This is a genomic window from Peribacillus sp. AS_2, assembly GCF_026891895.1.
Classification (GTDB): domain Bacteria; phylum Bacillota; class Bacilli; order Bacillales; family DSM-1321; genus Peribacillus; species Peribacillus frigoritolerans.
Window position 1 is genome coordinate 422,815 of sequence record NZ_JAPTGA010000004.1, and the last position, 26,675, is coordinate 449,489.

A 26,675-nucleotide genomic window follows, 5' to 3' on the forward strand; every position below is an offset into this window, starting at 1 on the left:
TGGATTCATCAAATAAAAAGGCAAGTATTGAGCGGCTTGCTTCATGATATTTCACTAATATGAATGCCTGGTTTATTGAATGTTGTTTCATAATTCATTTTTTTATGTATCGCACCAATCGTTTAAATCTATTAATTCAAGAGGGGTTCCCAAATCAAAGACGGTTTCTTGTCTGTTTCCTTTACAGAATAAATGGCAAGGTGTAAGAACATACTATCTCAAACGAACTGTCGGGAGTTTTGTAAGGGAGAAATCGTCATGTCGGAATCTGTTGAAATCATCTTTCGAACCTTTACCTCTTTTATTTTATTATGGGTATTTGTCCAACTTCTCGGTAAACAGACAATTGCCCAGAAGACCTATCACCTTTATATCGCTTCCATTACGATGGGGACAATTGCAGGAAATCTAGCATTCAATATTAAAATTAAATTCCTGTATTTCATCATTTCCATAATTATTATGGGTACCGTCGTTTTCATGCTCAATCTCCTAGCGGTTCGAAATCCGCGGTTCGGGAAATGGATTGCCGGAGAACCTGCCACTTTAATTCAAAAAGGAAGAATTCTTGAAGAGTCAATGGAACGGATGGGGTATTCACTGGATTCTCTTAAACAGGCTTTGCGGGGAAAAGATATCTTCAACATAGATGAAGTTGAATGTGCCATTTTAGAGATAAATGGTTCACTCTCTGTATTAAAAAAAGAACAATACCAAACTGCCACCAAGCAGGACTTACCAATACTGCCACCAGCAGGTTCTGTACCGATTGAACTGGTCTATGACGGAAAAATCTTATATGATAACCTAACCAAACACACCTACAATGAAGAATGGTTGATGGCTGAACTCAAAAAAAGGAACCTTGTTGTTTTTGATATCTCGTATGCTGTCGTAGGGACAAAAGGAAATTTATATATTGATTTGATTAAGGATCAATAAAGGAATTTTTTTTCATAATCACTATTAAAATAAATTCGGGTATGGATAAAAAAAAGTGTTTTTTCCAGAAGGAAAAAACACTTTTTCACCGTACTATAGATTTAACCCTTTTCAATCACGTTTATCAATTCCCTTAAATAATCCGGCAGATCAGGCGGACGCCTGCTTGACACAAGGTTTCCATCTACGACGACGGGCTCATCTATCCAAGTTGCCCCTGCGTTTTCCATATCATCTTTAATGCCAGGTGTACTCGTTACATTCTTCCCCTGTAAAATTTTCGCGGATATCAACACCCAACCAGCGTGACAAATTTGCCCAATGGGTTTTTTATTTTCTTCCATGCTTTGGATAAGTGATATCACTTCAGGAAACCGGCGAATTTTGTCGGGTGCCCAACCGCCCGGTACAAGAATGGCATCATATTCTTCAGCCTTGATACTGCCATACTCATAATCAGATATGGCTGGTACACCATATTTTCCAATGTATGTTTCATTCGACTTTTCTCCGGCGAGATGAACGATCGCCCCTTCTTCTTTTAAACGTAAAATCGGATACCAGAGCTCTAAATCTTCAAAATCATGGTGCACAAGACTGATTATTTTCTTTCCTGCTAATCTCATGAAAATCTCTCCTTCTTTCGTACTTTCCGCTTTACCATTCTTCCCTATTACTTCCCTTTTTCTACTGCCTGTACACATTACATTCATTAACACATGCATCAATATCCGGTCTAAAAATCAACCTTTACCAAGTATAACCCAGCTGCCTCCGCCATACGGCCCGTTTGGATTCTTTCTTTTGACTCTATAATACTTGGTATATTTTCAGCATCTATTTCATTTAACCCTACTTCTATCAACGTCCCGACAATCTTCCTAACCATATTATAAAGAAATCCATCGCCTCGCACCGTAATTTCGATGAAGCCGGCATTTTCTTCTATATCAATGGAATATATTTCACGCACCATGGATTTTTTCTTGGATTTTGCATTTGAAAAAGCAGTGAAATCATGTTCACCTATAAAATATTGACATCCTTTTTTCATTCTAGTGATATCCAGCTTTTCCTCTACATGCATACTATACTTTCGCATGAAAGGATTTGTATATGGCTCGTTCCAGATCTTATACAAATAGGTTTTATCCTTAGCATTATAACGGGCATGAAAACGTTCAGGGACTAGCGTAACCTCGACAATGCTGATATCTCTTGGTAAATATCTATTCAAATAATCCATGATTTCAACTTCAGTCAGATTTTCACCGATCTTAAAATTGGCGATTTGAGCAAGGGCGTGTACACCGGCATCCGTTCTGCTGCATCCGATGATCTCGATTTTTCCCCCTGCCATTTCCGTTAATACATTTTCTATTTTCCCTTGGATCGTATCATCACTATTACCAAGTCGCTGCCAGCCTTTATAGCGCCCGCCATCATATTGAATGGTCAATTTATAATTGTTCATTGCTTCCTCCTTATTTCATCTAAACAGAAAATTCTCAATAAAATACAAGCCCCCATACAACTCCTGCTGTATGAGGGAACAGATGGTCTTCTTAGAAAAACTTTTATATTGTTAAGGTTTTGTACCATATTTCGTTCGGGAGCACCCCACCGCTTACAAAGACCATGAATTATGTAAAGGTGACAGCATCTTATCTATCATTCGATAGTCAATCCTAGCTGAAATGCACTTCTGCATAGTGTACCAAAGTGGCTAGCGTCATGCAACGAACGATTCACCTTCACAGCAGTTTCTGTGCCACTTTGTGCAATGCATAAAAACACACAGGAATGATATTTGGATATGCTGTGACATCAAGGATTTGAGCCTTTGTTAGTTGATGACCTGTTAGGGCCCTAAATATTAAGGAAAGAACTCTATCTTAATTATAAAAAAATGTAATACTTGAATGTTAATATTCTAGAAAAATATCACTGAGATGATAATAAATGGATTATCCAATACGATATAATAAGGATATTAGCAAGATCATAAATCAAGAAGGAGCTCAGATAGACATAGTGTCACTCGGGTCATCTGTTTTCCCATTTACTCTAGGAGGTACATTTTGAAAGAATCTAAATCGAAAAAAGGATGGGTAGGTTTGGGGGCAATCGGGTTATTTTTCCTTGGAAAAATGAAATGGTTGTTTGCGCTATTGAAATTAGCAAAAGTAGGTTCCCTGATTTCTATTTTCGTTTCATTAGGAGCGTATGCTTTGGTTTACGGTTGGAAATTTGCCGTAGCCCTAGTCTATCTAATTTATATCCATGAAATGGGGCATTTACTTGCTGCAAAGAGAAAAGGCATCAAAACATCCAATGCCATTTTCATCCCTTTTGTCGGAGCATTAATTGCCCTTAAGGAAGAACCCAAGAATGCTAACCAAGAAGCTTATCTTGCCTTCGGAGGTCCTTTATTAGGTACATTAGCATTTCTACCAGCCATCCCCTTATTTATGATGACGGAAAATCCATTTTGGCTTTTAGTTATTACACTTGGAGCCATGATTAACCTATTTAATCTAATGCCTGTGCACCCTCTTGATGGAGGACGTATAGTGGGAGTCATCTCCACAAAGCTTTGGGTAGTAGGGATTATCGGGATGGTTGTATATTTATTTCTCCATCCAAATCCATTCTTAATTCTTTTCTTATTATTGGGCATTTCTAAGTGGTGGAAAGAAATTCGTAGCGAGACAACAAGAAATCAAAGAGACATCATCATAGAATTGAATCAATTTGGATTAAGGCAACTAGAACAATATGCAGCTGCAACAGATGAAGAAAAAATTCGCCTGGTTAATATTTGGAATATGGAATCGAGCCAACAATATGAAAAGTTTAACAACATGAAGAGTTGGCATATCCCGCTATTTGATGATAATAAACTAAAAGAAAAACAGCTGACCGAGGTGAAATTAAATATGTATAGATCCTTAATGAATGCTGCTAATACGAATGAATATCAGAACGGACCGACCGATTTTGAAAATATAGGCACCTATGAACGAATAGCAGCAAAGTTCTTTAAAGAAGTGCAAGAACAAACTGAAATTAGGGATAAAGAGAAATCCTATTACTCATCGAGTCTCAAAACAAAAGTCATCTGGTTCTCAATATACATTGGGCTTGCCATTTTCTTAATGATAACAAGCTTATATGCAGGTGATTTAATGGAACAATATAAAACTTCATTACCGTAATACATTATGAAAGGGGGACCTCATTTATGGGTGTCCCCTTTGACTGTCCATTTATTTAGGCTTTTGAAACATTAATGTTAATTATGTATAAATAAAAGAGACTACTTCTTGTACATAACCCTGTCAAGTAGACAATAAAAAAAGAGTATTTTTTAAGCTGCGGCCTTTTCTCGATATTCAATTGGGGAAAGGCCGTTGAATTTCTCTTGAAAGCGATCCGTATTGTAAAACTCTATATACTCTTGAATAGCTAGATAAGCTTGCTCTGCTGTTTTTGGACATGTTAAATATAACTTTTCTGTTTTTAAATGTGAGAAGAAGCTTTCTATACACGCGTTTTCGTGACAATTGCCACTACGAGAGTGGCTTCCTCGAATGCCGAGTTCCTTCACCTGATTTTCATATGATTTCGTCGTATATTGGAATCCTTGATCTGAGTGCAGGAGAGCCCCCTTGCTAAACGGCTTGTCCCTTAGCTGGTTTAGCGTATTATGAACCAATTCAAGATCATTTCGTGTAGAAACTTCCCATGCAACAATTTCATTATTATACAAATCTAAAACGGCGGAAAGGTAGGCAAACGTGTCTCCAATCCGTACATAGGTTATATCTGTTACTAACTTATGAAACCTCATCTCTGCGTAGAATTCACGATTTAAGACATTATGAAATACAACTGACCCTCTTCGACCGTAGAAAGGGCGTTTCTTCCGAATGACTGATTGGACCCCCAACTCTCTCATTAATCGACGAACACGCTTGTGGTTTACAACGATTCCTTCTCTGGACAAAGCTCCAGTCATCCGTTTATATCCGTAGTAGGGGTGTAGCTTATGGATGGCTAAAATATGTTCCTTTATCCATAAATTTTTCTCAAGTCGCAAAGAACGAGCAGAATGTGTCCTCCGCCATTTGTAGTATCCAGCCTTTGAAACTTCAGCGATTTTTAATAGCCACGAAAGTGGGTACGTTTTCCTCAAACCATCGATTATTTGAAACCTTTCGGCTTTCAGGACCATTCCTTCCCATGTAGATTTGGATTGCGCTTTTTTAAATAATCCACCTGCGCTTTTAGATAGGTATTTTCCTCTTCGACACTAGAAAAATTCTTACGGTTCCATACACCACGTTGATCTTCAAAAGACTCGTTATTCTGCACTTTCTTCACCCAACTGGCTATCTGTGCATCACTTTTAATACCAAAACGCTCACGAATCAGGCGATATGACCAACCTTCCTCCACTTTCAGACGAACCACTTCTCTCTTTAATTCTTCTGTATACGCTTGAAACGTTTGCCCCTTCTTTGCCATACAAAAAATCCCCTCCAGATTGACAGTTAAGAACATTTTATCATGTTCTCTTTTTTCTCTGTCTACCTGAAGGGGATAATACCATCTTGTACTCTCTTTTATTACACCTATATTACTAAAGCTCCTGTTAATCGAAGAAAGATCATCAGTATTATCAAAAACTTAAACACCAAATATCTCAGTTCCTAAAATCAAATATACAAAAGGAAATATTAATAAAACCGAAATTACAATGATAGCACTAAGCATCCAAATCTATGCCCATAACATTGACGGTTCTGTTAATACCATCTTATATAGCAAGAAATTGGTCTCGATTAAATTGCTTCAAGTTTGGCTGGATAAAAACATCGTAATTATGGTCTGCTGTATCTAAATTACTGCCATGAACAAATCGTTGGATGAGCAGGTCATAATACTTATCTACACAATCGTTCTCTGGAGCCGCTTGACCAATAATCTCTTTCCTCTTTATCTAGTATATGTTGTTCATTAAAACCTCTCTTCAGAGGTATGTTCAGTCCAGTGTATTTCTTTTGTCAAGCAATCGATATCTCTTAAAAGTCGAGCACGAACTTTGAACTTGATTTTCTCTTTGTTTATTCATCAATCTTTCTAAGACAACTCTTCTTTCTCTGGGTCTTGTCTTATTGGATACCAGTTTAATTTCTCACTCAAAATTCAGCCAGAGAGATTCTCCAAGGAGGCTTCTTTTTCTTGTTTTAGTTTAAAGTCGGGTCTCCATTTTCTTAGAGTACATTAATTTATTAACATTTTATCCAATTCACGAACTTTATCATATGACTCCAATAGTTGTTCAGGTATTAATGTTCTCCCATAATCCCAAGCATTAGTTTCTATTTCAGATTTTAGCTTTTCTTTTTCTTCTTCGTGACCATACATTAAAATCCTTAAATCATGTTTGTTTTTCTTAAAATCTAAATAATAACCAATCATACGATAAAGAATAATTTTAACAAAGTCTTCCTCTGTCTCTTTTATTCTAATTTTCCCTTTATAACCGTTAACTTGAAGGTAATTGAATTTTATAGTATTGGTCGATACGTTATAACTCATAGGTGCACTTAGATTATTGTCAAATTCATAAATAATATCCAAATTGTGCTCATTTAATGTGTTTTTAATTATCTTTTCGATATCGCTTATATAAAGCATTTAACAATCACTTCCCTTTTAAAGACTTACCAAATTATAGTAGTAGATTAAATACTTCATCCTTTATCAATATAATAAACTGTTGAGGTATTAAAATCATCCGTTAAAAACAAAGGGAATATTTACTATATAATACTGAAGTGGAGGGTAAGGGTTGTAATTCTTCTCTATATTGTTCTACCATCATTTTAAGTGAAGGCATTGTATTATACTTTTCAAGCCAAGAAACATCGTTTGCTGATATTTTGCATAGTCTTCATGCGTCATGTTCAGGGCTTCCTGGAAGTATTCCCGTGCATGGTATTCAGTAGTGAGTAATCCAACACATTATAGTAAACTGGATTTTACCGAAGAATATGATTATGTACCTTTTAAAGAAAAGCCAAAAATACGGTCTTATTTTTAACCTCCATCGTTAGCTGAATAAGCAAAAAGCTTTACCTACAGTTCCTTGAAATATTAATTATTACAAATAATTGACCTGTAGTACGTTTAAATCCTTCTCAATCCGCCACCATTACGCCACCAATTGAGTAAATAATACATTATGACCTATATCTTTAAAAACAAAAAAAAGACCCAAACCCTTGTTATATCAAGGATTTGAGCCTTTGGCAGTTGATGACCTGTGAGGGATTCGAACCCACGACCCCTTCCCTGTCAAGGAAGTGCTCTCCCACTGAGCTAACAAGTCGTATGTAATCAAGCTCTATAGAGCTTGGTTTAAAACTTACTTAGTTGCTGACTTCTTTTCTGAACAAGATTTATTATATAGTGGTATTCAAAATAAAACAAGTAGTTTTGCTAAAAAAGTTTTTTTCCGTAAAGTGTGGTCTTAGGCGTTAATCCCTGAAAGTACGATCTGACCCCCAAATTTCTCGGAATAGAATCTACCTCACCTTTTTCAAGGAGAATCCAGGGCTCCTAATCATACGTTTACTCGACTTTAATTAACAAATATGATGTCCATTTACTCAATCTAAGACTAAAGCAGAAAGATCTTTACATTGGAGAAGGGAATCTAGCAGCCTGAAAGTTTGTTAAAGATGCTTCTGCTAAAATTTCTCCGTTTGCATCTGCGCTAAATAATACTTGTACCCGATCTCCTGCTTGTAACTGAAGGATTGTAGTAACCGATAGTCCAATAGGTCTTGATTTCTCCAAGAAGTCATTAACAATATCTAAATTATCTCCGTTTACGTTAATGGAAATGGATGCGACATATCCTTCTTTTGAAGAACTCCTTTTTTTGTCTTTTGAAGGATGATGTTTTCTGCAATAATCACAGTTGCAACTATTTTTACTGCAATAATCACATTTGCAATTATCTTTTTTGTTTTTTGAGGAATCATTGCTTTTACTTTTTGACGGACAAAACGAGACTTTTGCTGTTATCTCATAAATTCCATCCTTAGTTGGAATAAATGTTGATATGTGCGGATTATATTCATCCGCTAAATCAAACTGTTCAGTTTGGAATAAAACTTTTACAGAGGGAGTTAACGCTGCTTCGTATAGTTGTGGTGTATTCTTATTAGCCCTGAACGCAGATGCTCTTACTAGATTATGTTTCTTATTGTCACAGTGACAGTCATTATGTTTCTTATGGCACAAATGACAGTCATCGGTTTTCTTTTGCTCACAGGTACAGTCACTGTGTTTTTTATGACAACAATGACAATCATCCGGTTTCTTTTGATGACAAATACAGAGTTTCTTATGGCACAAATGACAGTCATCATCTTTCTTTTGCTCACAAATACAGTCATTGTGTTTCTTATGACAACAGTGACAATCATCCGGTTTCTTTTGGTGGCAAATACAGACATTGTGTTTCTTATGGCAGCTATGACAATCATCCGATTTCTTTTGGTGACATATACAGTCATTGTGTTTCTTATGGCAGCTATGACAATCATCCGGTTTCTTTTGCACACATTTCTTATTAAGATATGTGGTGTCTATAAAGGAATTACAATGTGAAATGGAATTATGATTTTTAATTATAATCACCTTTTTCTTTTTTATTTTCGGGTTATTTTATTCATTAAAAGAAAAGATGTTTGTACATATGTTACAAATTTGAAAATATATCTAACTTAAACAGCAAAAATCTACTGGATTATATATCTTATTAAGAAGGTGGTCGTTAACAATAAGGAAGGTATTTTTGTGGATATTATCGGGGAAACATATTCTTTATTCTCAATCTGAAAATGAGGTGAGGTATAATCGCACTTCAGTTTTGGTTGATGAAGAACCTAGCTACTGAGATTCTAAGAGGACTGTTAGAAGAAAGGTCAGAAATTGAGTACATAAATTGTTTTTTTGTTAAAAACTCTACATATAATATTAAAAAAGTTATAATTTCATCTTCTTCCATTCACCCCACAACAAGACAGAACGAACATTCGCTTTTCACTTGCATATAAAACGTATGTTCGCATATAATGATAGCAAGCAAGTCAGCAAAGGAGTGACCGGGAATGAAATATATACTTCGTAAACATATGGAAGAAAATGCTCCATTAGAAATAATTTATCTCTCCGAACAAGGTAAGATTACACAACGGAAAATCCAGGTGCTTGAAATTTATCCAGGCCATATTCACGCATTCTGTTTTCTAAGGCAGACAAAACGGACATTTAAAGTAGCCAACATCCTTTCTGCCCGCCTCATTAAGGCCAGGTTTTACAGGTCTGGCTGAACATTGCTCTTCAAGGTTCAACCTATTAACTCTTCTTCTTCCTGGATGTCCTTTTCCTGTTCAGTTAACGATTCCTCTTCATCTCTCAGACGATGAGCTAACCTTGAGGCGGCACTCGCGGCAATGCTTGCAACGATGTCATCCAGGAAGGTATGCACGATTCCTTCTTGCTTCTTATCAAGTTCGTGTATGACGCCTATTTTATTTTTATCCAAATGGCCAAAGGTTGTTACAGCAATGCTTCCATAACCGAGTACTGCACCAAAGGCAATCGTTTCATCCACTCCGAATAGCCCTTCATCCGATTCAACAATCGATTGCAGGGGTTCTGATAGTTTTTTTTGCTCTGCCAGTTTATCCAGCTCCACACCGACTAAAATGGCATGTTGAATTTCCCTTTTCAACAGGACACGCTCAACGCTGTGGATGCATTCCTCCAGCTTAAGATCAGCCTTGTACGGGAACTGCAATTCATAAACGATTTTTGCAATTGCCTCCACACTGACACCACGCTCCAATAATGTTCGTTTAGCCGCCTTTGTCACTTCCCTGCTGTGCACGTGTACATCTGCCATTTTATTCGCCACCTTTTTTTGTATTATTTTTCTATATCCTTGTATTATAGCACCTTATAATTTAAATTTTTAGAAAATAGAACGAAAATTTTATATTCCAAATTCTTGTCGCGGGAAAAAGTTGCAAGGCTATGCTAAAATAATCAAGTAAGTTGTTTTTCATTATTAATTATCATTGAGGTGCGGGAGAATGAGTTTACGCAAAGGCACAATTAAAGAGTACATGTTTAAAAGCGAAGCTTTAGCAGAAGAATTGGAATTGCTTGTCTACTTGCCTGCTAATTATTCGCCATTGTATAAATATTCGCTTGTGATTGCTCAGGATGGCCGTGATTATTTTCAAATGGGCCGAATCGGTCGGGTAGCAGATGAACTGTTAGGGAACGATGAGATCGAGAATATCATCATTGTCGGCATTCCTTATAAAGACCGCTTTGACCGCAGGCGCAAATATCATCCGGACGGGGAACAGCATATTGCATACATACGTTTTCTTGCCCATGAACTAGTTCCGTTTTTAGATGATGAATTCCCAACCTATCAAATGGGACATGGTCGAACTTTGATCGGTGACTCTCTTGGCGGTACAGTTTCTCTATTGGCCGCTTTGCAGTATCCGCATACATTCGGTAAATGCATCATGCAGTCCCCGCTTGCCAATGAAGCAGTAATGGATGCTGTACGTAATTTTGAGGATCCGCATCTCCTCGAACTTTACCATGTGATCGGGACCGGTGAAACGGATGTACCGACGACGGATGGCAATAAGGCAAACTTCATAGAACCAAATAGGGAATTGCATAAATTAATAAACCAAAAAGGATTTCCTTGCTTCTATGAAGAATTTGAAGGTAATCATACCTGGAAATACTGGCAGGCAGATTTGAAACGAGCACTATTGGAAATGTTCTAATTACTCGAAATCATCTGTTTGGGATGGTTTCAAGAAAAAAACATGTCCAACTATAATACAACAATAAAAAATATCAGGAGGTTTTATTTATGAAATATGGTGTTGCAATTTTCCCTTCAAAAAAACTTCAAGATTTAGCTAACTCCTATCGCAAACGGTATGATACGAAGTATGCTTTCATACCACCGCATCTAACGCTTAAACCAACGTTCGAAGCGACGGATATGGAAATTTCAACAATCGCGGAACAATTAAAAGGCATTGCTCAAAAGTGCAGACCTTTTACGATGAGCGTAACCAAAACGAAGTCTTTCCAACCCGTAAGCAATACGATTTATTTCAAAGTAGAATTATCCGAAGGGCTTCAAGAGCTGCATGATGCGCTTAACAATGAGGATTTCATAAAAAGTGAAAGTGAACATGCATTTGTCCCGCATATTACAATCGCTCAAGATTTATCCGATAATGAGCATTCTGATGTTTTAGGCCAATTAAGCATGCTTGACATCAGCCATGAAGAAGAGGTGAAACGAGTTCACTTGCTGTATCAACTTGAAGATGGGGCATGGACCGTTTATGAAACATTTAGATTAGGAGCTGAATGATTTCGTGTTTGTAAAAATCGCAGAGAACAGCCAAGAGCTTGAAAACGCATATATGATTCGAAGAAAAGTGTTCGTCCAAGAACAAAACGTCCCTCTTGAAGAAGAGATCGATGAATATGAAAAAGATTCCACACATTTCGTTTTATATGATGAGCAGCATCAGCCAATCGGTGCTGGCCGCTTCAGGGTCATTGACAACATCGGTAAAGTACAGCGCATTTGTGTACTGTCATCGGGCCGTAAGAATGGTGCCGGCGCCATGATCATGAATGCTATTGAGGAATACGCAATCCAGCAGGAAGTGCCTCAATTAAAGCTTGATTCCCAAGTGCATGCCATCCCTTTTTATTCAAAATTAGGTTATGAGATCGTTTCCGACGAATTCATGGATGCTGGCATTCCTCATAAAACGATGAAGAAAACCATTTTTTGATATAAAAAAGCTGTCCTTTCAGTCTTCTGATTGGACAGCTTTTTTTGTTCGTTCATGGACTTAAATTATCGTTTTATGAAAAAAACCATTTCCGTTCAATGGCAATCTCATCAAAAATACATAGTCTATATATAGAAAGCAAGAAGGAGGGAAAATTTTATGGGTAACAATGATTTTAACCTGGATGAGTCTCAAAAAAGACTGATGGAGCTGCTGGTTTCGAGGACTTTGAGAAAACATGGTTTCAAAAAGGAAAAGGTCGATCTAACTGAAAAAGAGAGAAACAACCTTAAAGAAACCGTTCGTTATTTACAAGAGCAATCACTAAAAATCATAAACCAAGAAAAGAACATCACGGAACATGATGTTAATCCAGTTACCAATTCCATTCACAACAAATTCACGGATTCCAAAAATAAATGACGCACCATATCACCTAATCACCTTACTTGCTGGCGAGAAATAAGTAAACCGAGACATAGCAGCACTTACATTTCATTCCTAAAGCTCCAGCTTCTTTATTATTCATCCCCACACACTAATACTTTCTCTAAGTATTTAAAAAATAGACGAATGAACTGATTTATTCGTCCAACCCGATTAACCATCAAAGCATATTTTAATAGGGAATAAAACCTAAGGAGGAAAAAACAACATGAACCAAAATGTATATCGTAGCAATTGTAACACACATGATGACTCTGAAAGGTCATGGTCGGCTCTAGATTCCGCTTCCAGGCATCCCCTTTCAGGATTCTGTAACGACGATGACACAAAGATTGACCAAGATGCAAGACAGGATAATAATCAAGTTCAGCTTTCTGAAGAACTTATTTACATTAAAGATTCTTGTAATGTAAATATCACTTCAACGGATGTTAAAGCGGCCCTCTCACTACAAGCTGCTCTACAAGCTGCAATTGCGGTCATCGTAAGCATTTCCGTTGCAGATGCTGATAATGCTGATAAGATCACTCAACAATTAATCCAATCTTCTAATGTTAAACAAATCACGCGCCAAAAAACAATTGTTGAAAACAGCCGTGATATCGACATTACAACAACTGATGCACAAATCGCTCTAAACATCCAACTTTTATTGCAACTATTGTTAGCCCTAATCGTGGAAATAGACATTCTTTAAGAAGTCAGTACAAAAAGGACACTTCACGTGTCCTCTTTTGTCTTTCTGGAGGAACTAGACAATTTCGTTGATGAACCTGCCTTTTCCTGTCATTCCAGCCGTTAAATCTTTCCTGACGCTCCTGCCCATTTCATGTTGATATGTGCCTGCTCCATATGCACTTACCCGAACATTATCTTGAATTTGATTTAATCCTTCAACGCTTTCCCTTTCCAACACCTGATCAAAACGGATGGGTTGAATGGGTGCCGCTCCTTTAACAATTCTTACTTTCCCTGCAGCTTCGACCGTCCGGTTGGCATATTGAATATAATCAAATTGTGTGACAGGTGCTATATATCCCATAGTAACCCCTCCTTATATTGAAATAGTTATGTTGTCATTTAATTCCCCTGCCAGAACAATATTTAAACATGATTTCCACATTCTTTTTTCCTAATCTTCTGGTATGATGAGTATTGCCGATATTTTTAATAGATTAGAGGTATCCATTTATATGAATCAAGCAAAATCTGGCAATGAAATCGTACATTTACATACCGTTTCAGCTGGTGAGCTGCAGACACTTTTTGAAAAAGGAAAACGTGATCAGCTTTCTTGTATCATTTGTCATAAACCAGTGAAATTATTTATTGGAATCCATGAGACACCTTATTTTTATCATAGCGACCCATCGCAGGGACCCTGTGAAATGCCAATTTCAGAATCCATAAATGTAGATAAGCCCTTAGAATATATGGAACAGAATGGATTTAGGATTCCAACATCACGAACCATTACTGAAACGAAAACCATTACCGAACCTTTCCTTAAAAGCCGCCCCATAACCGGCAATCCGAAATATTCAGATAAACCATATGACATGGCACAATCAGAGGAACCATACTTTCAAGAATTATCCTCTTCAGGGGTTGTTCTCGATGCAGAGCAACTCAAAGCGGTAATGACGATCGATGGACCCATCCTTGTCCTTTCAGGAGCAGGCAGCGGGAAAACCCGCGTATTGACGGTACGCACTGCCTATATGCTCACAGTGAAAAAGATTGATCCCAAAAGTATCATGCTTGTAACATTTACGGCGAAATCCGCAAAGGAAATGCAGCAGCGTCTGCTCGGTTATCCCTATATGACGCCCTCCCTTGTTTCTCAAATCGTTAGCGGGACCTTTCATAGCATCTTTTATAAAATCCTGATTTTCCACGAACCAGCCAAATGGCAGCGCGATTTCCTATTGAAGTGGGAGTGGGAAAAAGAAAAGGTATTGAAACAGGCTGGCAGGGAATTGGAACTTGATGATAAGGAATTTGCATATGATCAGGCCCTTCAACAAATCGGGCTTTGGAAAAACTCTTTGGCCTTTCCAGAAGATATTCAACCTAAGGACGATTGGGAGAAATCGTGTTTATTTTTATATAAGAAATATGAAGAATATAAACAGCAAACAGGGAAGTATGATTTTGATGATATGCTTGTAGGCTGTTATGTATTTTTAAAAAATCACCCAGATTTTTTAAAGAAATATCAGCAAAGGTTTAACTATTTTTTGGTAGATGAGTTCCAGGATATCAATAAAGTTCAATATGAATTGATAAAACTCCTCTCTGCTGAATCAAAAAATGTATGTGCGGTTGGAGATGATGACCAATCCATCTATTCATTCCGCGGAAGCGATCCGAAGTATATTTTGAATTTCAATCATGACTTCCCTCGATCCCAAGTGGTGAAGCTGACGGAGAATTACCGCTCTTCCCATGAAATTGTCGCTACTGCGAACCGCTTGATCAAGCGAAACCAGAACCGGATGGAGAAAAAGATGAGGGCACAGCATGATTCAGGAAATCCACCTGTTTTATTTTATCCTTATGATGAAGAATTGGAAGCGACGATGATCGTATCCGATATCCAAGAGAAAATATCCAAGGGAGCAAACCCTGGGGACTTTGCAGTATTGTACAGGACACACACGATGTCCAGGGCCATTTTTGAACGTCTTGCCGCTTCCAATCTGCCATTCGTCATTGAAAAGGATGCGGATTCGTTTTATCAGCGCAAGGTCATTCGCGGCATGCTTGCCTTTATGCGCTTGAGTTTGTTCCCGCATGACAGCAAGGCAGCATCTGAAGTCCTTTCCTCCCTATTCTTAAAGCAAAGTATATTACAAGAGTTAAAAGCAATGACAATATTGCAGGATTGTGACTTCATCGATGCATTTGCTTTTGTTAAGACTGGACATGCTTTTCAAGAACGAAAATTAAAAACGATTCCTGAACAGATTCGGTCTTTAAAAATTATGTCGCCACTCGTAGCGTTAGAGATCATCGAGAAAGATTTAGGATACCAGGAATATGTAAAAAAACGCGGTAATGATGCGAACCTGGAAAAAGGATCCGATGACATCCGTGACTTAAAGGTGGCGGCAAATCGTTTTCCAACCGTCGCCGCTTTCATTGAACATGTCGATCATATGACTGCGATGGTCCAAGAGATTAAACAGCTTTCGAAACACTTTAAGGACGCCATACAGCTTACCACCATACATCGTTCCAAAGGGCTTGAATATCAAACCGTATATGTCCTTGCTGCTGTCGATGGCAGCATTCCTCATGATTTCGCACTTGAATCTTACCGAAAAGGGGAACTATCCCCTCTTGAAGAGGAAAGACGATTGCTCTATGTAGCGGCAACCAGGGCTAAAAAGGACCTTTACCTTTCCATCCTGCAAACTAGACGCGGACGGACTGCCCATCCATCACGTTTTCTGAAGCTTTGACCAAAAGCCGATGCTATAAATCTTGCAAATGGACTTTTTTAGTTTAAAAAACTGCAGACAAACTCGCTTTCTTTCAAGTTTGTCTGCAGTCTGAAGGCCTGCATAATAGCAGGCCCTTTTTCATTTTTTATTTATCATATTGGATATCGTCCCGAAATCAAGTTTATTCCCTTCAGCTACGATGGAATGAACGATTTTATCCTCAGTTTCCTTATTGACCGGTTTATTCGCTATTTTTGAAACACGCTTAATGACGTTTCTAACCGTTGTTTCATCTTTGAAGTTGGCTCCTTGCAGCGAGTTTGCCAATTCTAATACATCTTTCATATTTACGCCGGTTTTACCTTCTATGTTTTTAAAAAAGTTATTATCCATACTTAAGCCCCTCCCTTTTCTGTACCTATCCTATGGCATTATCAGAAAAAAGTGCTTGGCCCATACAAAAAAAATAAAAGGAATAGGCTTCTTCTGCCTATTCCTTTTACGCCTTAGCAGAAAGAAGCCCCTACAATGATCAATAGGATGAACAATACAACGATTATCGCAAAAGTGGAACCTCCGCCACCGTATCCTCCGCCATAACCGCCGCCGTATCCATAACCGCCGCCGCCACAACAACCGTAGCCACCAAAACCAAACATACATATCACCTCGCTCTCGCTAAAGCTTACTGATAACATATGTAGGTCTGGACAAATATGTATAGGCCATGTCCTATTCCAAGCTGCCTATTTCCCCTTGTTTCACCCTTTTGGCCTGAAAACCAATGCTCCGATGAATCCAAAAACGATTGCTGCAGAGATACCGGAACTCGTAATTTCAAACATACCTGTCAGTACGCCAACGAGCCCATGTTTTTCCGATTCCATCATCGCCCCGTTCACCAGCGAGTTCCCGAACGAAACGATCGGTATGGTTGCTCCGGCACCGGCAAAGTTAACAAGCGGCTCATATAAATCAAATCCGCCAAGAACAGCTCCTATTACAACGAACAAGCTTAACGTATGTGCCGGTGTCAGCTTAGCAACATCGAAAAGAAGCTGGCCGACTACACAGATCAAGCCACCGATGACAAAGGCCCAAAAAAACATTGCTAACATCGAAATCCCTCCTTTTTCATGAATTCATCCCATATTCAATTGCTACAGCATGGGCAATGCACGGAATCGTATCTTTTTGCTGGACGGAAAGCGGCGACAATAATGCTCCTGTTGCGACAAGGAGGATTTTTTTATATTTGCCGGAAATCATTTCATTCAGTATATGACCGTATAATACCACTGCCGAACATCCCGCACCGCTCCCGCCAGCCAAAACAGGCTGGTCCTTTTTGAAAATCATCAACCCGCAATCCTTGAATTTTTCCTGATTGATATCACAGCCCTTTTGCTTTAATAAGTCAAGAGCTGTCTCCCTCCCTATTTGACCTAAATCACCGGTAATGATGAAATCGTAATCATCCGGGGTCAAACCAGTATCTTTGAAATGGGCAAGTATCGTATCGGCGGCCGCCGGGGCCATCGCTCCCCCCATATTGAAAGGATCTTTCAATCCCATGTCAATGACCTTTCCGATAGTGGCGGAGACAATATGGGGAAATTCCCCTTGCATGCTTCCATTAGGAGCAACCAGCGCCACCCCCGCTCCGGTTATCGTCCATTGGGCTGTAGGTGGTTTTTGCCCGCCATATTCAGTTGGATAGCGAAATTGTTTTTCAACAGCTGCATTGTGGCTCGATGCACCTGTCAACACATAGTTAGCACCGCCATAATTAGTGATGAAGGCAGCTAGAGCAAGCCCTTCCATCGATGTGGAACAGGCTCCAAACAAGCCGAAATATGGAATTCCATTGGTTCTGGCCGCAAAGCTTGTCGGTGTAACCTGATTGATTAAATCACCCGCCAAGAAAAATTGTACCTGCTCCTTGTCAATCTTGCCTTTCTCCAATGCAAGCTCTACCGCTTTCTCCATCAAATGCCGATGAGCCTTCTCATATGAATCCTGCTCCATCCACAAATCGTCGTATAAAATATCGAAATCACCAGCGATTTCTCCATTAGCTTCAAATGGCCCGCCTGTTACACCTGTTTCCAAGATGACCGGTTTATTGGTGAACATCCATGTTTGTTTTCCCTTTAACACCGCTTAGCCCCCACTCATTAGGTAAATCGTTTTTATCAACGCCACGACAAAGGCTGAAAATACTCCAAATAAAATGACCGATCCGGCCAATTTAAACATATTGGATCCAACTCCAAGTACAAAACCTTCCGTCCGATGTTCGATTGCTGCCGAAATGACTGCGTTACCGAACCCAGTGACAGGGACGGCACTCCCTGCCCCCCCAAACTGGCCAATGCGGTCGTAAAACCCGAAACCGGTCATCAAAAGGGCCAGAAACACCATGGTGGCCGTTGTCGGACCTCCTGCTGTCTGCTCCGTAAAGTTAAAAAAATAAATATAGAAATAGGAAATGGCTTGTCCCACTATGCAGAAAATACCACCTACTAAAAAGGCCTTCAAACAATTCTTCACTATCGGTCTTTTAATTTCATGCTTCCCTTGGAGCTGCTGATACGCATCCTGTATTGGGGTCGTTTTATCCTTGCCGCTCATATTGCTGAACCTCTCTTCTAAATTAATTCTTTTTGAAGTTCTTCAATTTCCTTGAACTTCTTCCTTGCCTTTTTCTCGGGTACATCTTTTTTCTTAAGTAACTCGTTCAACCTTACCGATTCCAAAAAGATTTTATAATCGCTAGATACGATAAAATCATTTTTGGGAAACTTCTCTTCCAGATTTTCAGTCACAGTCTTTTCAATTTTCTTCATATGAAAACGTTGTAAGTGCTTAACTTTATAAGCGACGATAATCTTTTTGTCGTTTTTCACGACGATCACGTCATAGATTGTGTCTTCATTAGCAACTGTTTCCTTTACCTTTGAGATCAGTCCCTTTTCATCCTTCTCATCCATTCCATTAATGATATCCATCGGTTCAGGATTCGTACGTTTAATCATCGCGAAATTCTCCGTTTTTCCATCATTCTGATTGCTGCACGCCGTAAGCACACACAAAACAACTATAAAAATCAGCCAGCTTCCTTTAAAATATCTTCCTTGTCTGAACATAGAATCACATCCTAATTTATCGTTCTATTGTTATTTTCTTGTTTAACGGTTTTTTTATGAATGGTAGGATTAGGAAATAAAAAAACCCTTCCAAAATGGAAAGGTTTTTTCACTCAATAGCCTTTATTTTTATTGTTATTATTACAGCCACAATCTTTCTTGATTTTGATTGGCTGATCTTTTTTTATCGGTTTTGCATATGCCCATGGATTATTCTGTTTCTGATTCAATTCATGACTCCTCCTTTAAGATCTATATCATACTATATGAATGATTAGACAAGTTGTTTCCAATCAAATGTCCATAATTTTGCTGATTATGACCTCAATTATCGCTCCTACTGCTGCAACGGCAAGGATCAATATCAGTACGTCGCCTATAAACCAATGTTGGATATAAAGGAAAACCAGAAAAAGGCTGACCCAGACACCCACACACCAAAAACAACTTAGCAATTGACCAATCCACCCCAGCAGACCCTTTTCTTTGGGCATTAAAAATATTTCAACAATTCCTTCTTCATTTTTTTCCTCTATCTCTTTAAAAAAGGGGCTGCGCAGCGGCTCCATGATTTTATCGAAAACGATCAAGCGTGTCAGCCTGAAGGAAGCCAAGCCTAATATGATAAATAAGGTAAATTCACTTTGTGGGGGAAACATTTAATATTGCTCCTTCACTTGGATTCTTCAATTATTTTGGCATCGATGATATCCGGCAGACCCACGAAACGGATATGGTTCCCTCTTTTAATTTTCACTGATTCCCCTCTCATGCCCAACACATGAAACCGAAGCTTTTCTCCGTTAATTACAGCCTCACATAATGGTTTTGGAAAACCTTGATGATTGGATAGGCGGGAAATGATGTCACGGGATGATTCTTTCTTCTCCACCTTTTTCCTTTTTCTCTTAACTGGCTTTTCATTTTCCTGTTCTATTTGTTCAGGATGTTCCATTTTTTCAACCGGAGCTTGCTCAGGGACATATTCTTCCGTGATTTTCCTTAATCCCGTAATCTCTTTTTCAATTTCCTTCATGGCATCATAAACACCAAATTCGCGTTTGACCTGTTCGATTTTTTCTTCTTTATGCTCGGCTTCTTCCTGAAGTTCCGGCTCAGCGCTGTCTTGAGGTTTAGCCTTTTTCGTTCGAAAATCACTTTGCATATTTCCACGCAGATCTGATATTTTTGCTTGATCGACATATATAAGTGGTTTGGATTCCTTATCGCCATTTTTCCCTGACATGAAAACCCTCCTTAATATTTCAGAATATCCACGGACTGCAGCTGTTCCATTTGGTATTTGACAACTTTTTTCCCGAATTTATGCCTTATGAACAAACTGGATTCTTTTTTTTGTTCCAATTTCCCGAATAGTGTACGGTCATTGATGATGAACTTACAAACAGGCTTAGGTGCAAAGGCTGGAAGTCGGGACAATAGCTCCACCAATTCCTCGGCGGTATATGAAGTGCTGATATTTTTTCCATGTAAATTGATATGTCTCTTCAGCGTATTTTGTATAGTTTGTTTTCCATCAGCACAAGGCATTCCAACTTTTTCCACATCCATGATACCCCTCCTTCTTTTTCTCGAATAGGGTTGAAAGCAGCTTTATGCCGATTCTCGCAAACAATGAATATCCGCTCTATGTATCATTTATATGAAACTCACCCTTCTTTATGCTGGAGATGTGACACTCCTTCAAAAAAGGACATCAACCAAGCTTGGATATGCTGGGCATTTATGGAGAAAACTAAAACATTTGAAGATGAAAAGAATCGGATAGATTTCAAATGAGGATACAGTAATTAAGGATTTCTGAGGAGTGGAAAATCAATAAAAAAGGGGACCGATATCGGTCCCCTTCTTTTACTCTCATCCGATTATATGGTAACCGGAATCCACATGGATATTTTCCCCGGTAATCCCGCGGGACATGTCACTTAATAAAAATACTGCCGTATCCCCTACTTCTTCTGGTGTCGTTGTACGGCGAAGCGGTGCTTCTTCTTCAATCTTCTTTAAAATGGTATTGAAGTCGCGAACACCTTTTGCGGATAGGGTACGGATAGGTCCCGCTGAAATAGCATTCACTCGAATGTTATCTTTGCCAAGATCACTTGACAGGTAACGGACATTGGCTTCAAGTGAAGCCTTAGCCACTCCCATTACATTATAATTAGGCATGACCCGTTCACCGCCAAGATACGTCATTGTGACGATGCTGCCGCCTTCCGGCATGATTTCTTTCGCTGCTTTAGCTACAGCCGTTAAAGAAAATGAACTGATATTATGGGCAAGCAAGAACCCTTCACGGCTCGTATTGACGAACTCACCGTCCAGTTCTTCCTTGTTAGCGAATGCGACACTGTGTACCACGCCATGAATGATACCTGTTTCTTCCTTAATCGTCGCAAAACATTTTTCAATGCTTTCATCCTTCGTTACATCACATTGTAAAATGATGGAGGGCTCCCCTTCCAATGTAGAAGATAGTTCCCTAACGCTTTTTTCCGTACGGTCTTTTCCGTAAGTGAAAATCATCTTTGCACCTGCTTTATGTAAGGAACGGGCAACTCCCCAAGCAATACTTCTTTTATTCGCAACACCCATTATGACAAACGTTTTTCCCTCTAATGAAAAAGTCATCGTATGTGACCTCCTATTTTTAATACAAGTTATTAGTACCTGCTACTAATGACAGTATATCAAATTTCCTTTGATAAAAACACCGTTTTCTAAAGTCCTCTGGGAATGACCCTCCAGGAGGGCCGTCTTTGACTTATAGTAAATAGCCCATTAATAATGTTGCTAATCCGAAATAAATAAGAATACTGATAAGGTCATTTATAGTTGTAATGAAAGGACCTGAAGCTACTGCTGGATCGATTTTCATTTTATGCATGAGAAGCGGGACGATTGAACCGGCAAGTGTGGCAACGATCAGAGTTATGAAAATCGAAATACCGACCAATAACCCCAGCATTAAATCTTTTTGCCAAAAATAGACGATGAAAATGATGGCAATTCCGCATGTCAGACCAATAATAAGGCCAGTTCCAGCCTCTCGAAGGACTAGTTTCCACTTGCTTTCCTGTTCTAATTCACCTGTTGCGATTCCTCTGACCGCCACTGCCAATGCTTGTGTTCCTGTATTTCCAGCCATGCCGCCAATCAATGGGATAAATACAGCCAGAATCGCTTTTTGGCTTAGTGTCTCTTCGAATCGCCCGATCAAACTCGCAGTCAGCAAGCCTAAGAACAAGAGGATGACCAACCATGGGAGCCGTTTTTTTGCAGCTGAAAATGGACTCTTATCAACATGATCCAGATCAGATATACCGGCGAGTTTAGAATAATCATCGGATGCCTCTTCATCCATGACATCAATGATATCATCAACCGTAATAATCCCTAACAAATGGTTCTGGAAATCGACGACCGGCACGGCAAGGAAGTTATAGTCCCTTATTTTTCGTGCCACCTCTTCCTGGTCTTCAGATACAGGTACGGAAACTACCCTGTCATCCATTAAATCACCAATTAAAGCATCTTCATCTGCAATGATCAAAGTCCTGAGCGATAAAACACCAAGCAGCTTCTTTTCCTGATCGGTAACGAACACATAATATATCGTTTCCGCATCCGGAGCTTCCCTTTTTAAGATCTGCATGGCTGATCGAGCCGTTTCATTTGCTTCAATGGCAATGAACTCTGTCGTCATGATACTTCCTGCCGTAGATTCTTCGTAATTCAGAAGTTCCTGGATTTCGCTTGCCGCTTCATCATCCATGATGGTCAAATAGCTGACGGCCTGCTCATCATTGATTTCATTCAGGACGTCAGCAGCATCATCCGCATACATATGGGAAAGCATATCGGCTGCGTAAGAAGGATTCATTTCAGCCAACAGGCTTTCATAATCCTCTTCATCTATTTCTATATTCTCAAAAAGGTCCGCCATTTCTTCCGGTGACAAATATGTGTAAATGACGGATCTGAATTCATCTGACAAGCTTGTATAAAATTGAGCCTGATCATAAGGATGCATTTCGAGGAACTCCGTACGGAACTGATCTAGATTTTCCGTTTTAAGCGCTTCAAGCAAAAACTCGTTATTCACTTGACTACTCTCCCGCTCCCTCTCCCGGTCCTTCATCTCCTCCATAACATACACCTCCTAAAACAAATTTTTCATTTCTTCGTTTATATTTTATTTTTTAAATAATACTATACTAATACCATAAACATATACAAAACAAACAAAGGATGTGTCAAATGAACATCGATATCATAGGGGACATTCATGGATGTTTCGCTGAATTCAGGCAGCTGACCGAAAAAATGGGCTATACATGGGAGACTGGGGTTCCTGTACATCCCTCTGGAAGGATTCTCGGCTTTGTAGGGGATTTAACCGATCGCGGTCCCAATTCCCTTCAAGTAATCGAGGTTGTCCATGAATTAGTCATTAACCAAAATATAGCAAGGTATGCCCCAGGTAACCATTGCAATAAATTGTATCGTTATTTTTCAGGCAATAAAGTACAAATATCACACGGTTTAGAAACTACTGTAGCTGAATATGAATCACTGAACAGTCGGGAGCAAAAGAAAATCCGAAAAAAATTCATGGATCTATATGAACGCTCCCCACTTTATCAAATCATGGATGAAGGGCGATTGATCATTGCCCATGCAGGAATTCGCAGTGACTATATTGGTCAATATAGCAGTAAAGTAAAAACCTTTGTCCTCTATGGTGATATAAATGGCTCCAAACATCCGGATGGGTCTCCGGTCAGGAAAGACTGGGCCAAATCATACAAAGGGGAATCTTGGATCGTATATGGCCACACACCTGTCCCTGAAGCTAGACAAGTCAATCATACATACAATATTGATACAGGCTGCGTCTTCGGTGGAAAACTGACGGCTGTCCGTTATCCCGAAATGGATCTTCAAGAAGTGCCTTCAACCATGCCATATATAGCGGAAAAATTCAGGACATCTTTTGATTAACCAAAAAAACTCGCCATCTTGGTGAGTTTTTTTGCGTCCATGATTTTTTTCAAAATCCTGAATCGTTCGTTTTAATGTGCCCCGTTATAAAATCAGGAATCCCATCCTTTACTTGCATCGAGCAAACGGGACATATCTTCTGGCAACTCTTCTTGAAACAACATCATCTTCTTTGTGAAAGGATGTAAAAATTTCAGCTCAAAACAATGCAGGGCTTGGCGAGGTATACCTCTCCTGTTCCCTCCATATAAATCATCACCAGCCAGCGGGTGACCAATATGAGCCATATGGACCCTGATTTGATGCGTACGCCCTGTTTGGAGTTCCAAATCAAGGAATGTATGGGACTCTGTGTGTGCCAATACCTTAAATAGGGTACAGGCATGCCGGCCATCCTCCCTAACTTCCCGTTCGATGATGCTGGTCGATTTTCGTCCGATTGGCGCCACTATCTCTCCTACAGGTCCTTCAACGATCCCCTCAGCTATGGCTTGGTATCTCCGTTTAACCTGTCCTGATTTTTGCTGTTCACTTAATAGGTGATGGATATGCCGGTGCTTGGCAATTAAAACCAGACCTGATGTATCCCGGTCAAGACGTGTAACTATATGGATCGTCGCCTGTACTCCCGTCTTCCTATAATAACCCGCCAAGCCATTCGCCAGACTGCCGTTGGGATGCTCGCGGGAAGGAATGGTATTCATGAAAGGGGGCTTGGCCACCACCAATACAAACTCATCTTCATACCTGACATCCAGGGGGATCGGTTCCGGTAAAAGGCCTTCGCTTGCCTTCTCCGGCGGGAATATGACGGTGACGGTGTCACCTGTTTCAATCCGTTCCCTTACGGTTACTTCTTCGCCGTTCAACCGGATATATCCACCTTTAAACTTAATATCCGTTAATGCTCGTTTTGAAATATCGCATTTGCTGAGAAACTCTCGCAATAAAGAGCCAGAATCCTCTTCAGAAACCGACCAGGTCAAAGAAAAGTTTTGATTTGACATGAGGTGAGTCTATCTCCTTAATTAGCAATAAATGAATCATGCACTCTTTTCCAGAAAGGAAAAGGGCGGAATCTGGCAAATCGGATCTTTTCATCTGCCACCCGGCACTGTATCGACTTTACATTTTCCTGAAGCAAGGACAAATGGTCGACCGTAATTTGAAAATTGACCGCATTGACCGGCCTGAACATACATGTATGATGTGCCGGCAGCAGAAGTGGAGATCCTACCGTTCTAAACACCCGGTTATTAATGGATGCCAATTCGGTAATCTGGATGGCATCGATTGATGGATGGACGATGGCCCCGCCAAGCGCCTTATTATACGCCGTGCTTCCAGATGGCGTCGCAATGCATAAACCATCTCCACGGAACGTCTCGAAATGCTGGCCGCGTATTTCAACGTCCATTACGAGCGTCCCTTCAACACTTTTGACTGTCGATTCATTCAAAGCCAAATATCTGTTTTCCCGTCCTCCATGCTGATAACGGACAATCGTTTCGAGCAGTGGATATTCCACTATTTGAAATGGGGTTTTGGCTAAAGCTATCACCAATTTTTCGATTTCATCAGGGGTCCAATCTGCATAAAACCCAAGATGTCCTGTATGTACTCCAACAAAGGCGGTTTTATCCAATCGATTCTTATAACGGTGAAAAGCATATAATAAAGTGCCATCACCACCGACAGAAATGACAATATCCGGCTGATCTTCGTCATATTCCAAATGAAAGTCCTGAAGATACGTTCGCATCCTTTGCATTAAAGTATTCGATTTCGCATCTCCTTTTGACGTAATCGCAAATTTCATGTAATCCCACCTTCAGTTTAGATTTCTTCTCGTTTACCCATTTATTTGTTCAAGAATCTTTCTTCCGGGAAAAAAGACGCTGGGCTTCCTGGATTTCCGTACGGATTTGTGACATCTCTGCATCAAGCAGGAAGGCAGCTTCAGCTGCACGTTTGAGTCGCAGTTGAATATCTTCCGGGAAAATGCCTTTATATTTATAATTTAAAGAATGTTCAATCGTCGCCCAAAAATTCATCGCAAGAGTCCTGATTTGAATTTCGGCAAGGATATTCTTTTCGCCATGGATCGTCTGGACCGGATAGCGGATTACAACATGATAAGAACGATAGCCGCTAGCTTTTTTATGGGAAATATAATTCCTCTCCTCGACTATCTCGAAGTCATTTCGACCTCGTAAAAGTTCAACCACCTGTTCGATATCATCCACGAACTGGCACATCATGCGAAGCCCTGCAATATCCTGGATCTCAGTTCCCAATTTATCAATGGGAATGTCCTTTAGGCTCGCCTTATCCAATATGCTGACAATCGGCTTTACCCTGCCTGTTACAAATTCGATCGGTGAGTGAATATTCTCTCTCTCAAACTGTTTCCTTAAACCCTTTAGCTTAACCTTCAATTCTTCGACAGCCTGAGTATAAGGCGCCAAGAAATCGTCCCAACTCTCCATTGCCACACCACCTATATCTATCTAAAAAGCGCCTGTTCAACTCTGGTATGGGCAGAACGCTCTCCTAAACCCAGCAGCCAAATGACTTTATGCCAATTCACCACTGGTTCCTATTAAATCTTTCTCTAGCAAAGAATATGTATTAAATTTCTATATATACGATTGACCAATTCTCGTGCTCAACGTTTATATTTTATCATATCCTGCAATTGATTCCTAAAAATTCAAGTACAA

At 39.5% G+C, this 26,675-nt stretch carries 32 protein-coding genes and 1 tRNA gene; 11 read left to right on the top strand and 22 right to left on the bottom strand.

Going from position 1 to position 26,675, the window contains the following annotated elements:
• The first annotated feature begins 258 nt into the window (after positions 1-258).
• Positions 259-942 carry a DUF421 domain-containing protein gene (locus OTG27_RS09955; protein ID WP_268936807.1) on the top strand — a complete coding sequence of 228 codons (684 nt, stop codon included), beginning with the start codon at positions 259-261 and terminating at the stop codon, positions 940-942.
• A gap of 101 nt (positions 943-1,043) precedes the next feature.
• Here the strand turns inward: OTG27_RS09955 and OTG27_RS09960 are convergent, their stop codons facing one another.
• Both OTG27_RS09960 and truA read right to left on the bottom strand, forming a co-directional pair.
• Complete coding sequence (locus OTG27_RS09960; protein ID WP_268565494.1) at positions 1,044-1,568, bottom strand: type 1 glutamine amidotransferase domain-containing protein; 525 nt, start codon at positions 1,566-1,568, stop codon at positions 1,044-1,046.
• 110 nt (positions 1,569-1,678) lie between these two features.
• Positions 1,679-2,416: a tRNA pseudouridine(38-40) synthase TruA gene (gene truA, locus OTG27_RS09965; RefSeq protein ID WP_268936808.1), complete on the bottom strand. Its 738-nt coding sequence runs from the start codon at positions 2,414-2,416 to the stop codon at positions 1,679-1,681.
• A gap of 607 nt (positions 2,417-3,023) precedes the next feature.
• Here truA and OTG27_RS09970 point away from each other — a divergent pair.
• A complete protein-coding gene (locus tag OTG27_RS09970) occupies positions 3,024-4,160 on the top strand; it encodes a site-2 protease family protein (RefSeq protein ID WP_268936809.1) in 1,137 nt (378 codons plus the stop codon).
• Between the two features lie 152 nt (positions 4,161-4,312).
• Here OTG27_RS09970 and OTG27_RS09975 read toward each other — a convergent pair.
• The 4 genes from OTG27_RS09975 to OTG27_RS09990 all read right to left on the bottom strand — a co-directional run bounded on the left by OTG27_RS09975 (position 4,313) and on the right by OTG27_RS09990 (position 8,376).
• Positions 4,313-5,472 (bottom strand): IS3 family transposase gene (locus tag OTG27_RS09975; RefSeq protein WP_374941251.1). Its coding sequence is split into 2 segments (ribosomal slippage): positions 4,313-5,214 and positions 5,214-5,472, totalling 1,161 coding nucleotides; the frame shifts between segments, so codons are not numbered across the junction.
• Between the two features lie 759 nt (positions 5,473-6,231).
• A complete protein-coding gene (locus OTG27_RS09980; RefSeq protein ID WP_034314390.1) occupies positions 6,232-6,648 on the bottom strand; it encodes a hypothetical protein in 417 nt (138 codons plus the stop codon).
• Positions 6,649-7,270: 622 nt separating this feature from the next.
• Positions 7,271-7,342: transfer RNA gene (locus OTG27_RS09985), tRNA-Val, on the bottom strand.
• 308 nt (positions 7,343-7,650) lie between these two features.
• The gene (locus OTG27_RS09990; protein WP_307730047.1) at positions 7,651-8,376 is read right to left on the bottom strand and encodes a hypothetical protein; all 726 of its coding nucleotides are present in this window, start codon (positions 8,374-8,376) and stop codon (positions 7,651-7,653) included.
• On the opposite strand from OTG27_RS09990, the gene OTG27_RS09995 reads away from it, so the two are divergent.
• Positions 8,368-8,631 carry a hypothetical protein gene (locus OTG27_RS09995; protein WP_268936810.1) on the top strand — a complete coding sequence of 88 codons (264 nt, stop codon included), beginning with the start codon at positions 8,368-8,370 and terminating at the stop codon, positions 8,629-8,631. The two genes, OTG27_RS09990 and OTG27_RS09995, sit on opposite strands and share 9 nt — an antisense overlap.
• A gap of 503 nt (positions 8,632-9,134) precedes the next feature.
• Complete coding sequence (locus tag OTG27_RS10000) at positions 9,135-9,356, top strand: hypothetical protein (RefSeq protein WP_034314444.1); 222 nt, start codon at positions 9,135-9,137, stop codon at positions 9,354-9,356.
• A gap of 17 nt (positions 9,357-9,373) precedes the next feature.
• On the opposite strand, the gene OTG27_RS10005 is transcribed toward OTG27_RS10000, so the two are convergent.
• Positions 9,374-9,931: a phosphatidylglycerophosphatase A family protein gene (locus OTG27_RS10005; protein WP_034314446.1), complete on the bottom strand. Its 558-nt coding sequence runs from the start codon at positions 9,929-9,931 to the stop codon at positions 9,374-9,376.
• Positions 9,932-10,121: 190 nt separating this feature from the next.
• Here OTG27_RS10005 and OTG27_RS10010 point away from each other — a divergent pair, with 190 nt between their 5' ends.
• The 5 genes from OTG27_RS10010 to OTG27_RS10030 all read left to right on the top strand — a co-directional run bounded on the left by OTG27_RS10010 (position 10,122) and on the right by OTG27_RS10030 (position 13,026).
• Entirely contained in the window at positions 10,122-10,844 is a 723-nt protein-coding gene (locus tag OTG27_RS10010) for an alpha/beta hydrolase (RefSeq protein ID WP_054397157.1), read from the top strand.
• Between the two features lie 89 nt (positions 10,845-10,933).
• Positions 10,934-11,449, top strand: a complete 516-nt coding sequence (locus tag OTG27_RS10015; RefSeq protein ID WP_034314450.1) for a YjcG family protein — start codon at positions 10,934-10,936, stop codon at positions 11,447-11,449.
• Positions 11,450-11,453: 4 nt separating this feature from the next.
• Positions 11,454-11,882 carry a GNAT family N-acetyltransferase gene (locus tag OTG27_RS10020; protein ID WP_034314452.1) on the top strand — a complete coding sequence of 143 codons (429 nt, stop codon included), beginning with the start codon at positions 11,454-11,456 and terminating at the stop codon, positions 11,880-11,882.
• Positions 11,883-12,041: 159 nt separating this feature from the next.
• The gene (locus OTG27_RS10025) at positions 12,042-12,305 is read left to right on the top strand and encodes a hypothetical protein (protein WP_034314453.1); all 264 of its coding nucleotides are present in this window, start codon (positions 12,042-12,044) and stop codon (positions 12,303-12,305) included.
• A 232-nt stretch (positions 12,306-12,537) separates the two neighbouring features.
• The gene (locus tag OTG27_RS10030; protein ID WP_063577043.1) at positions 12,538-13,026 is read left to right on the top strand and encodes a spore coat protein; all 489 of its coding nucleotides are present in this window, start codon (positions 12,538-12,540) and stop codon (positions 13,024-13,026) included.
• A gap of 54 nt (positions 13,027-13,080) precedes the next feature.
• On the opposite strand, the gene OTG27_RS10035 is transcribed toward OTG27_RS10030, so the two are convergent.
• Entirely contained in the window at positions 13,081-13,371 is a 291-nt protein-coding gene (locus tag OTG27_RS10035) for a hypothetical protein (RefSeq protein ID WP_264640564.1), read from the bottom strand.
• 151 nt (positions 13,372-13,522) lie between these two features.
• On the opposite strand from OTG27_RS10035, the gene OTG27_RS10040 reads away from it, so the two are divergent.
• The gene (locus tag OTG27_RS10040) at positions 13,523-15,796 is read left to right on the top strand and encodes an ATP-dependent helicase (protein ID WP_268936811.1); all 2,274 of its coding nucleotides are present in this window, start codon (positions 13,523-13,525) and stop codon (positions 15,794-15,796) included.
• 120 nt (positions 15,797-15,916) lie between these two features.
• Here OTG27_RS10040 and spoVIF read toward each other — a convergent pair whose 3' ends face one another.
• From spoVIF to mgtE, 11 genes are all read right to left on the bottom strand, one after another.
• The gene (spoVIF, locus tag OTG27_RS10045) at positions 15,917-16,171 is read right to left on the bottom strand and encodes a sporulation-specific transcription regulator SpoVIF (RefSeq protein ID WP_034314458.1); all 255 of its coding nucleotides are present in this window, start codon (positions 16,169-16,171) and stop codon (positions 15,917-15,919) included.
• 113 nt (positions 16,172-16,284) lie between these two features.
• Positions 16,285-16,437 carry a YjcZ family sporulation protein gene (locus OTG27_RS10050; protein WP_268936812.1) on the bottom strand — a complete coding sequence of 51 codons (153 nt, stop codon included), beginning with the start codon at positions 16,435-16,437 and terminating at the stop codon, positions 16,285-16,287.
• A 102-nt stretch (positions 16,438-16,539) separates the two neighbouring features.
• Positions 16,540-16,896 (bottom strand): stage V sporulation protein AE, encoded by a 357-nt coding sequence (gene spoVAE / locus OTG27_RS10055; RefSeq protein WP_048686576.1) that lies wholly within the window; start codon positions 16,894-16,896, stop codon positions 16,540-16,542.
• Between the two features lie 16 nt (positions 16,897-16,912).
• Positions 16,913-17,938: a stage V sporulation protein AD gene (gene spoVAD / locus OTG27_RS10060; protein WP_268936813.1), complete on the bottom strand. Its 1,026-nt coding sequence runs from the start codon at positions 17,936-17,938 to the stop codon at positions 16,913-16,915.
• Positions 17,939-17,941: 3 nt separating this feature from the next.
• Positions 17,942-18,412 (bottom strand): stage V sporulation protein AC, encoded by a 471-nt coding sequence (spoVAC, locus tag OTG27_RS10065; RefSeq protein ID WP_268936814.1) that lies wholly within the window; start codon positions 18,410-18,412, stop codon positions 17,942-17,944.
• Positions 18,413-18,429: 17 nt separating this feature from the next.
• The gene (locus OTG27_RS10070) at positions 18,430-18,927 is read right to left on the bottom strand and encodes a YhcN/YlaJ family sporulation lipoprotein (RefSeq protein ID WP_048686567.1); all 498 of its coding nucleotides are present in this window, start codon (positions 18,925-18,927) and stop codon (positions 18,430-18,432) included.
• Positions 18,928-19,220: 293 nt separating this feature from the next.
• Positions 19,221-19,586 carry a DUF1360 domain-containing protein gene (locus OTG27_RS10075; RefSeq protein ID WP_034314467.1) on the bottom strand — a complete coding sequence of 122 codons (366 nt, stop codon included), beginning with the start codon at positions 19,584-19,586 and terminating at the stop codon, positions 19,221-19,223.
• Between the two features lie 14 nt (positions 19,587-19,600).
• Positions 19,601-20,173, bottom strand: coding sequence for a hypothetical protein (locus OTG27_RS10080; protein WP_098185133.1), 573 nt, complete (start codon positions 20,171-20,173; stop codon positions 19,601-19,603).
• An 11-nt stretch (positions 20,174-20,184) separates the two neighbouring features.
• Positions 20,185-20,499: a hypothetical protein gene (locus OTG27_RS10085; RefSeq protein WP_268936815.1), complete on the bottom strand. Its 315-nt coding sequence runs from the start codon at positions 20,497-20,499 to the stop codon at positions 20,185-20,187.
• A 306-nt stretch (positions 20,500-20,805) separates the two neighbouring features.
• Positions 20,806-21,579, bottom strand: coding sequence for an enoyl-ACP reductase FabI (gene fabI / locus OTG27_RS10090; RefSeq protein ID WP_034314473.1), 774 nt, complete (start codon positions 21,577-21,579; stop codon positions 20,806-20,808).
• Positions 21,580-21,712: 133 nt separating this feature from the next.
• Entirely contained in the window at positions 21,713-23,089 is a 1,377-nt protein-coding gene (gene mgtE / locus OTG27_RS10095; protein WP_034315491.1) for a magnesium transporter, read from the bottom strand.
• Between the two features lie 119 nt (positions 23,090-23,208).
• Between mgtE and prpE the strand changes: the two genes are divergently transcribed.
• Positions 23,209-23,952: a bis(5'-nucleosyl)-tetraphosphatase PrpE gene (prpE, locus tag OTG27_RS10100; RefSeq protein WP_057278897.1), complete on the top strand. Its 744-nt coding sequence runs from the start codon at positions 23,209-23,211 to the stop codon at positions 23,950-23,952.
• A 92-nt stretch (positions 23,953-24,044) separates the two neighbouring features.
• Here prpE and OTG27_RS10105 read toward each other — a convergent pair whose 3' ends face one another.
• The 3 genes from OTG27_RS10105 to yjbM are packed head-to-tail and all read right to left on the bottom strand — an operon-like array spanning position 24,045 to position 26,441.
• The gene (locus tag OTG27_RS10105; protein WP_268936816.1) at positions 24,045-24,959 is read right to left on the bottom strand and encodes an RluA family pseudouridine synthase; all 915 of its coding nucleotides are present in this window, start codon (positions 24,957-24,959) and stop codon (positions 24,045-24,047) included.
• Positions 24,960-24,976: 17 nt separating this feature from the next.
• The gene (locus OTG27_RS10110) at positions 24,977-25,771 is read right to left on the bottom strand and encodes an NAD kinase (protein ID WP_268936817.1); all 795 of its coding nucleotides are present in this window, start codon (positions 25,769-25,771) and stop codon (positions 24,977-24,979) included.
• 49 nt (positions 25,772-25,820) lie between these two features.
• Positions 25,821-26,441 (bottom strand): GTP diphosphokinase, encoded by a 621-nt coding sequence (gene yjbM / locus OTG27_RS10115; protein WP_034314484.1) that lies wholly within the window; start codon positions 26,439-26,441, stop codon positions 25,821-25,823.
• Positions 26,442-26,675: the final 234 nt, after the last annotated feature.

Bases quoted from the DNA above. Each gene is read 5' to 3' on its own strand.
- OTG27_RS09955 (WP_268936807.1), top strand. From the start codon at position 259: ATGTCGGAATCTGTTGAAATCATCTTTCGAACCTTTACCTCTTTTATT.
- OTG27_RS09960 (WP_268565494.1), bottom strand. From the start codon at position 1,568: ATGAGATTAGCAGGAAAGAAAATAATCAGTCTTGTGCACCATGATTTT.
- truA (WP_268936808.1), bottom strand. From the start codon at position 2,416: ATGAACAATTATAAATTGACCATTCAATATGATGGCGGGCGCTATAAA.
- OTG27_RS09980 (WP_034314390.1), bottom strand. From the start codon at position 6,648: ATGCTTTATATAAGCGATATCGAAAAGATAATTAAAAACACATTAAAT.
- OTG27_RS09995 (WP_268936810.1), top strand. From the start codon at position 8,368: ATGGCACAAATGACAGTCATCATCTTTCTTTTGCTCACAAATACAGTC.
- OTG27_RS10000 (WP_034314444.1), top strand. From the start codon at position 9,135: ATGAAATATATACTTCGTAAACATATGGAAGAAAATGCTCCATTAGAA.
- OTG27_RS10005 (WP_034314446.1), bottom strand. From the start codon at position 9,931: ATGGCAGATGTACACGTGCACAGCAGGGAAGTGACAAAGGCGGCTAAA.
- OTG27_RS10010 (WP_054397157.1), top strand. From the start codon at position 10,122: ATGAGTTTACGCAAAGGCACAATTAAAGAGTACATGTTTAAAAGCGAA.
- OTG27_RS10015 (WP_034314450.1), top strand. From the start codon at position 10,934: ATGAAATATGGTGTTGCAATTTTCCCTTCAAAAAAACTTCAAGATTTA.
- OTG27_RS10025 (WP_034314453.1), top strand. From the start codon at position 12,042: ATGGGTAACAATGATTTTAACCTGGATGAGTCTCAAAAAAGACTGATG.
- OTG27_RS10030 (WP_063577043.1), top strand. From the start codon at position 12,538: ATGAACCAAAATGTATATCGTAGCAATTGTAACACACATGATGACTCT.
- OTG27_RS10035 (WP_264640564.1), bottom strand. From the start codon at position 13,371: ATGGGATATATAGCACCTGTCACACAATTTGATTATATTCAATATGCC.
- OTG27_RS10040 (WP_268936811.1), top strand. From the start codon at position 13,523: ATGAATCAAGCAAAATCTGGCAATGAAATCGTACATTTACATACCGTT.
- spoVIF (WP_034314458.1), bottom strand. From the start codon at position 16,171: ATGGATAATAACTTTTTTAAAAACATAGAAGGTAAAACCGGCGTAAAT.
- OTG27_RS10050 (WP_268936812.1), bottom strand. From the start codon at position 16,437: ATGTTTGGTTTTGGTGGCTACGGTTGTTGTGGCGGCGGCGGTTATGGA.
- spoVAE (WP_048686576.1), bottom strand. From the start codon at position 16,896: ATGTTAGCAATGTTTTTTTGGGCCTTTGTCATCGGTGGCTTGATCTGT.
- spoVAC (WP_268936814.1), bottom strand. From the start codon at position 18,412: ATGAGCGGCAAGGATAAAACGACCCCAATACAGGATGCGTATCAGCAG.
- OTG27_RS10070 (WP_048686567.1), bottom strand. From the start codon at position 18,927: ATGTTCAGACAAGGAAGATATTTTAAAGGAAGCTGGCTGATTTTTATA.
- OTG27_RS10075 (WP_034314467.1), bottom strand. From the start codon at position 19,586: ATGTTTCCCCCACAAAGTGAATTTACCTTATTTATCATATTAGGCTTG.
- OTG27_RS10080 (WP_098185133.1), bottom strand. From the start codon at position 20,173: ATGTCAGGGAAAAATGGCGATAAGGAATCCAAACCACTTATATATGTC.
- OTG27_RS10085 (WP_268936815.1), bottom strand. From the start codon at position 20,499: ATGGATGTGGAAAAAGTTGGAATGCCTTGTGCTGATGGAAAACAAACT.
- fabI (WP_034314473.1), bottom strand. From the start codon at position 21,579: ATGACTTTTTCATTAGAGGGAAAAACGTTTGTCATAATGGGTGTTGCG.
- mgtE (WP_034315491.1), bottom strand. From the start codon at position 23,089: ATGAAGGACCGGGAGAGGGAGCGGGAGAGTAGTCAAGTGAATAACGAG.
- prpE (WP_057278897.1), top strand. From the start codon at position 23,209: ATGAACATCGATATCATAGGGGACATTCATGGATGTTTCGCTGAATTC.
- OTG27_RS10105 (WP_268936816.1), bottom strand. From the start codon at position 24,959: ATGTCAAATCAAAACTTTTCTTTGACCTGGTCGGTTTCTGAAGAGGAT.
- OTG27_RS10110 (WP_268936817.1), bottom strand. From the start codon at position 25,771: ATGAAATTTGCGATTACGTCAAAAGGAGATGCGAAATCGAATACTTTA.
- yjbM (WP_034314484.1), bottom strand. From the start codon at position 26,441: ATGGAGAGTTGGGACGATTTCTTGGCGCCTTATACTCAGGCTGTCGAA.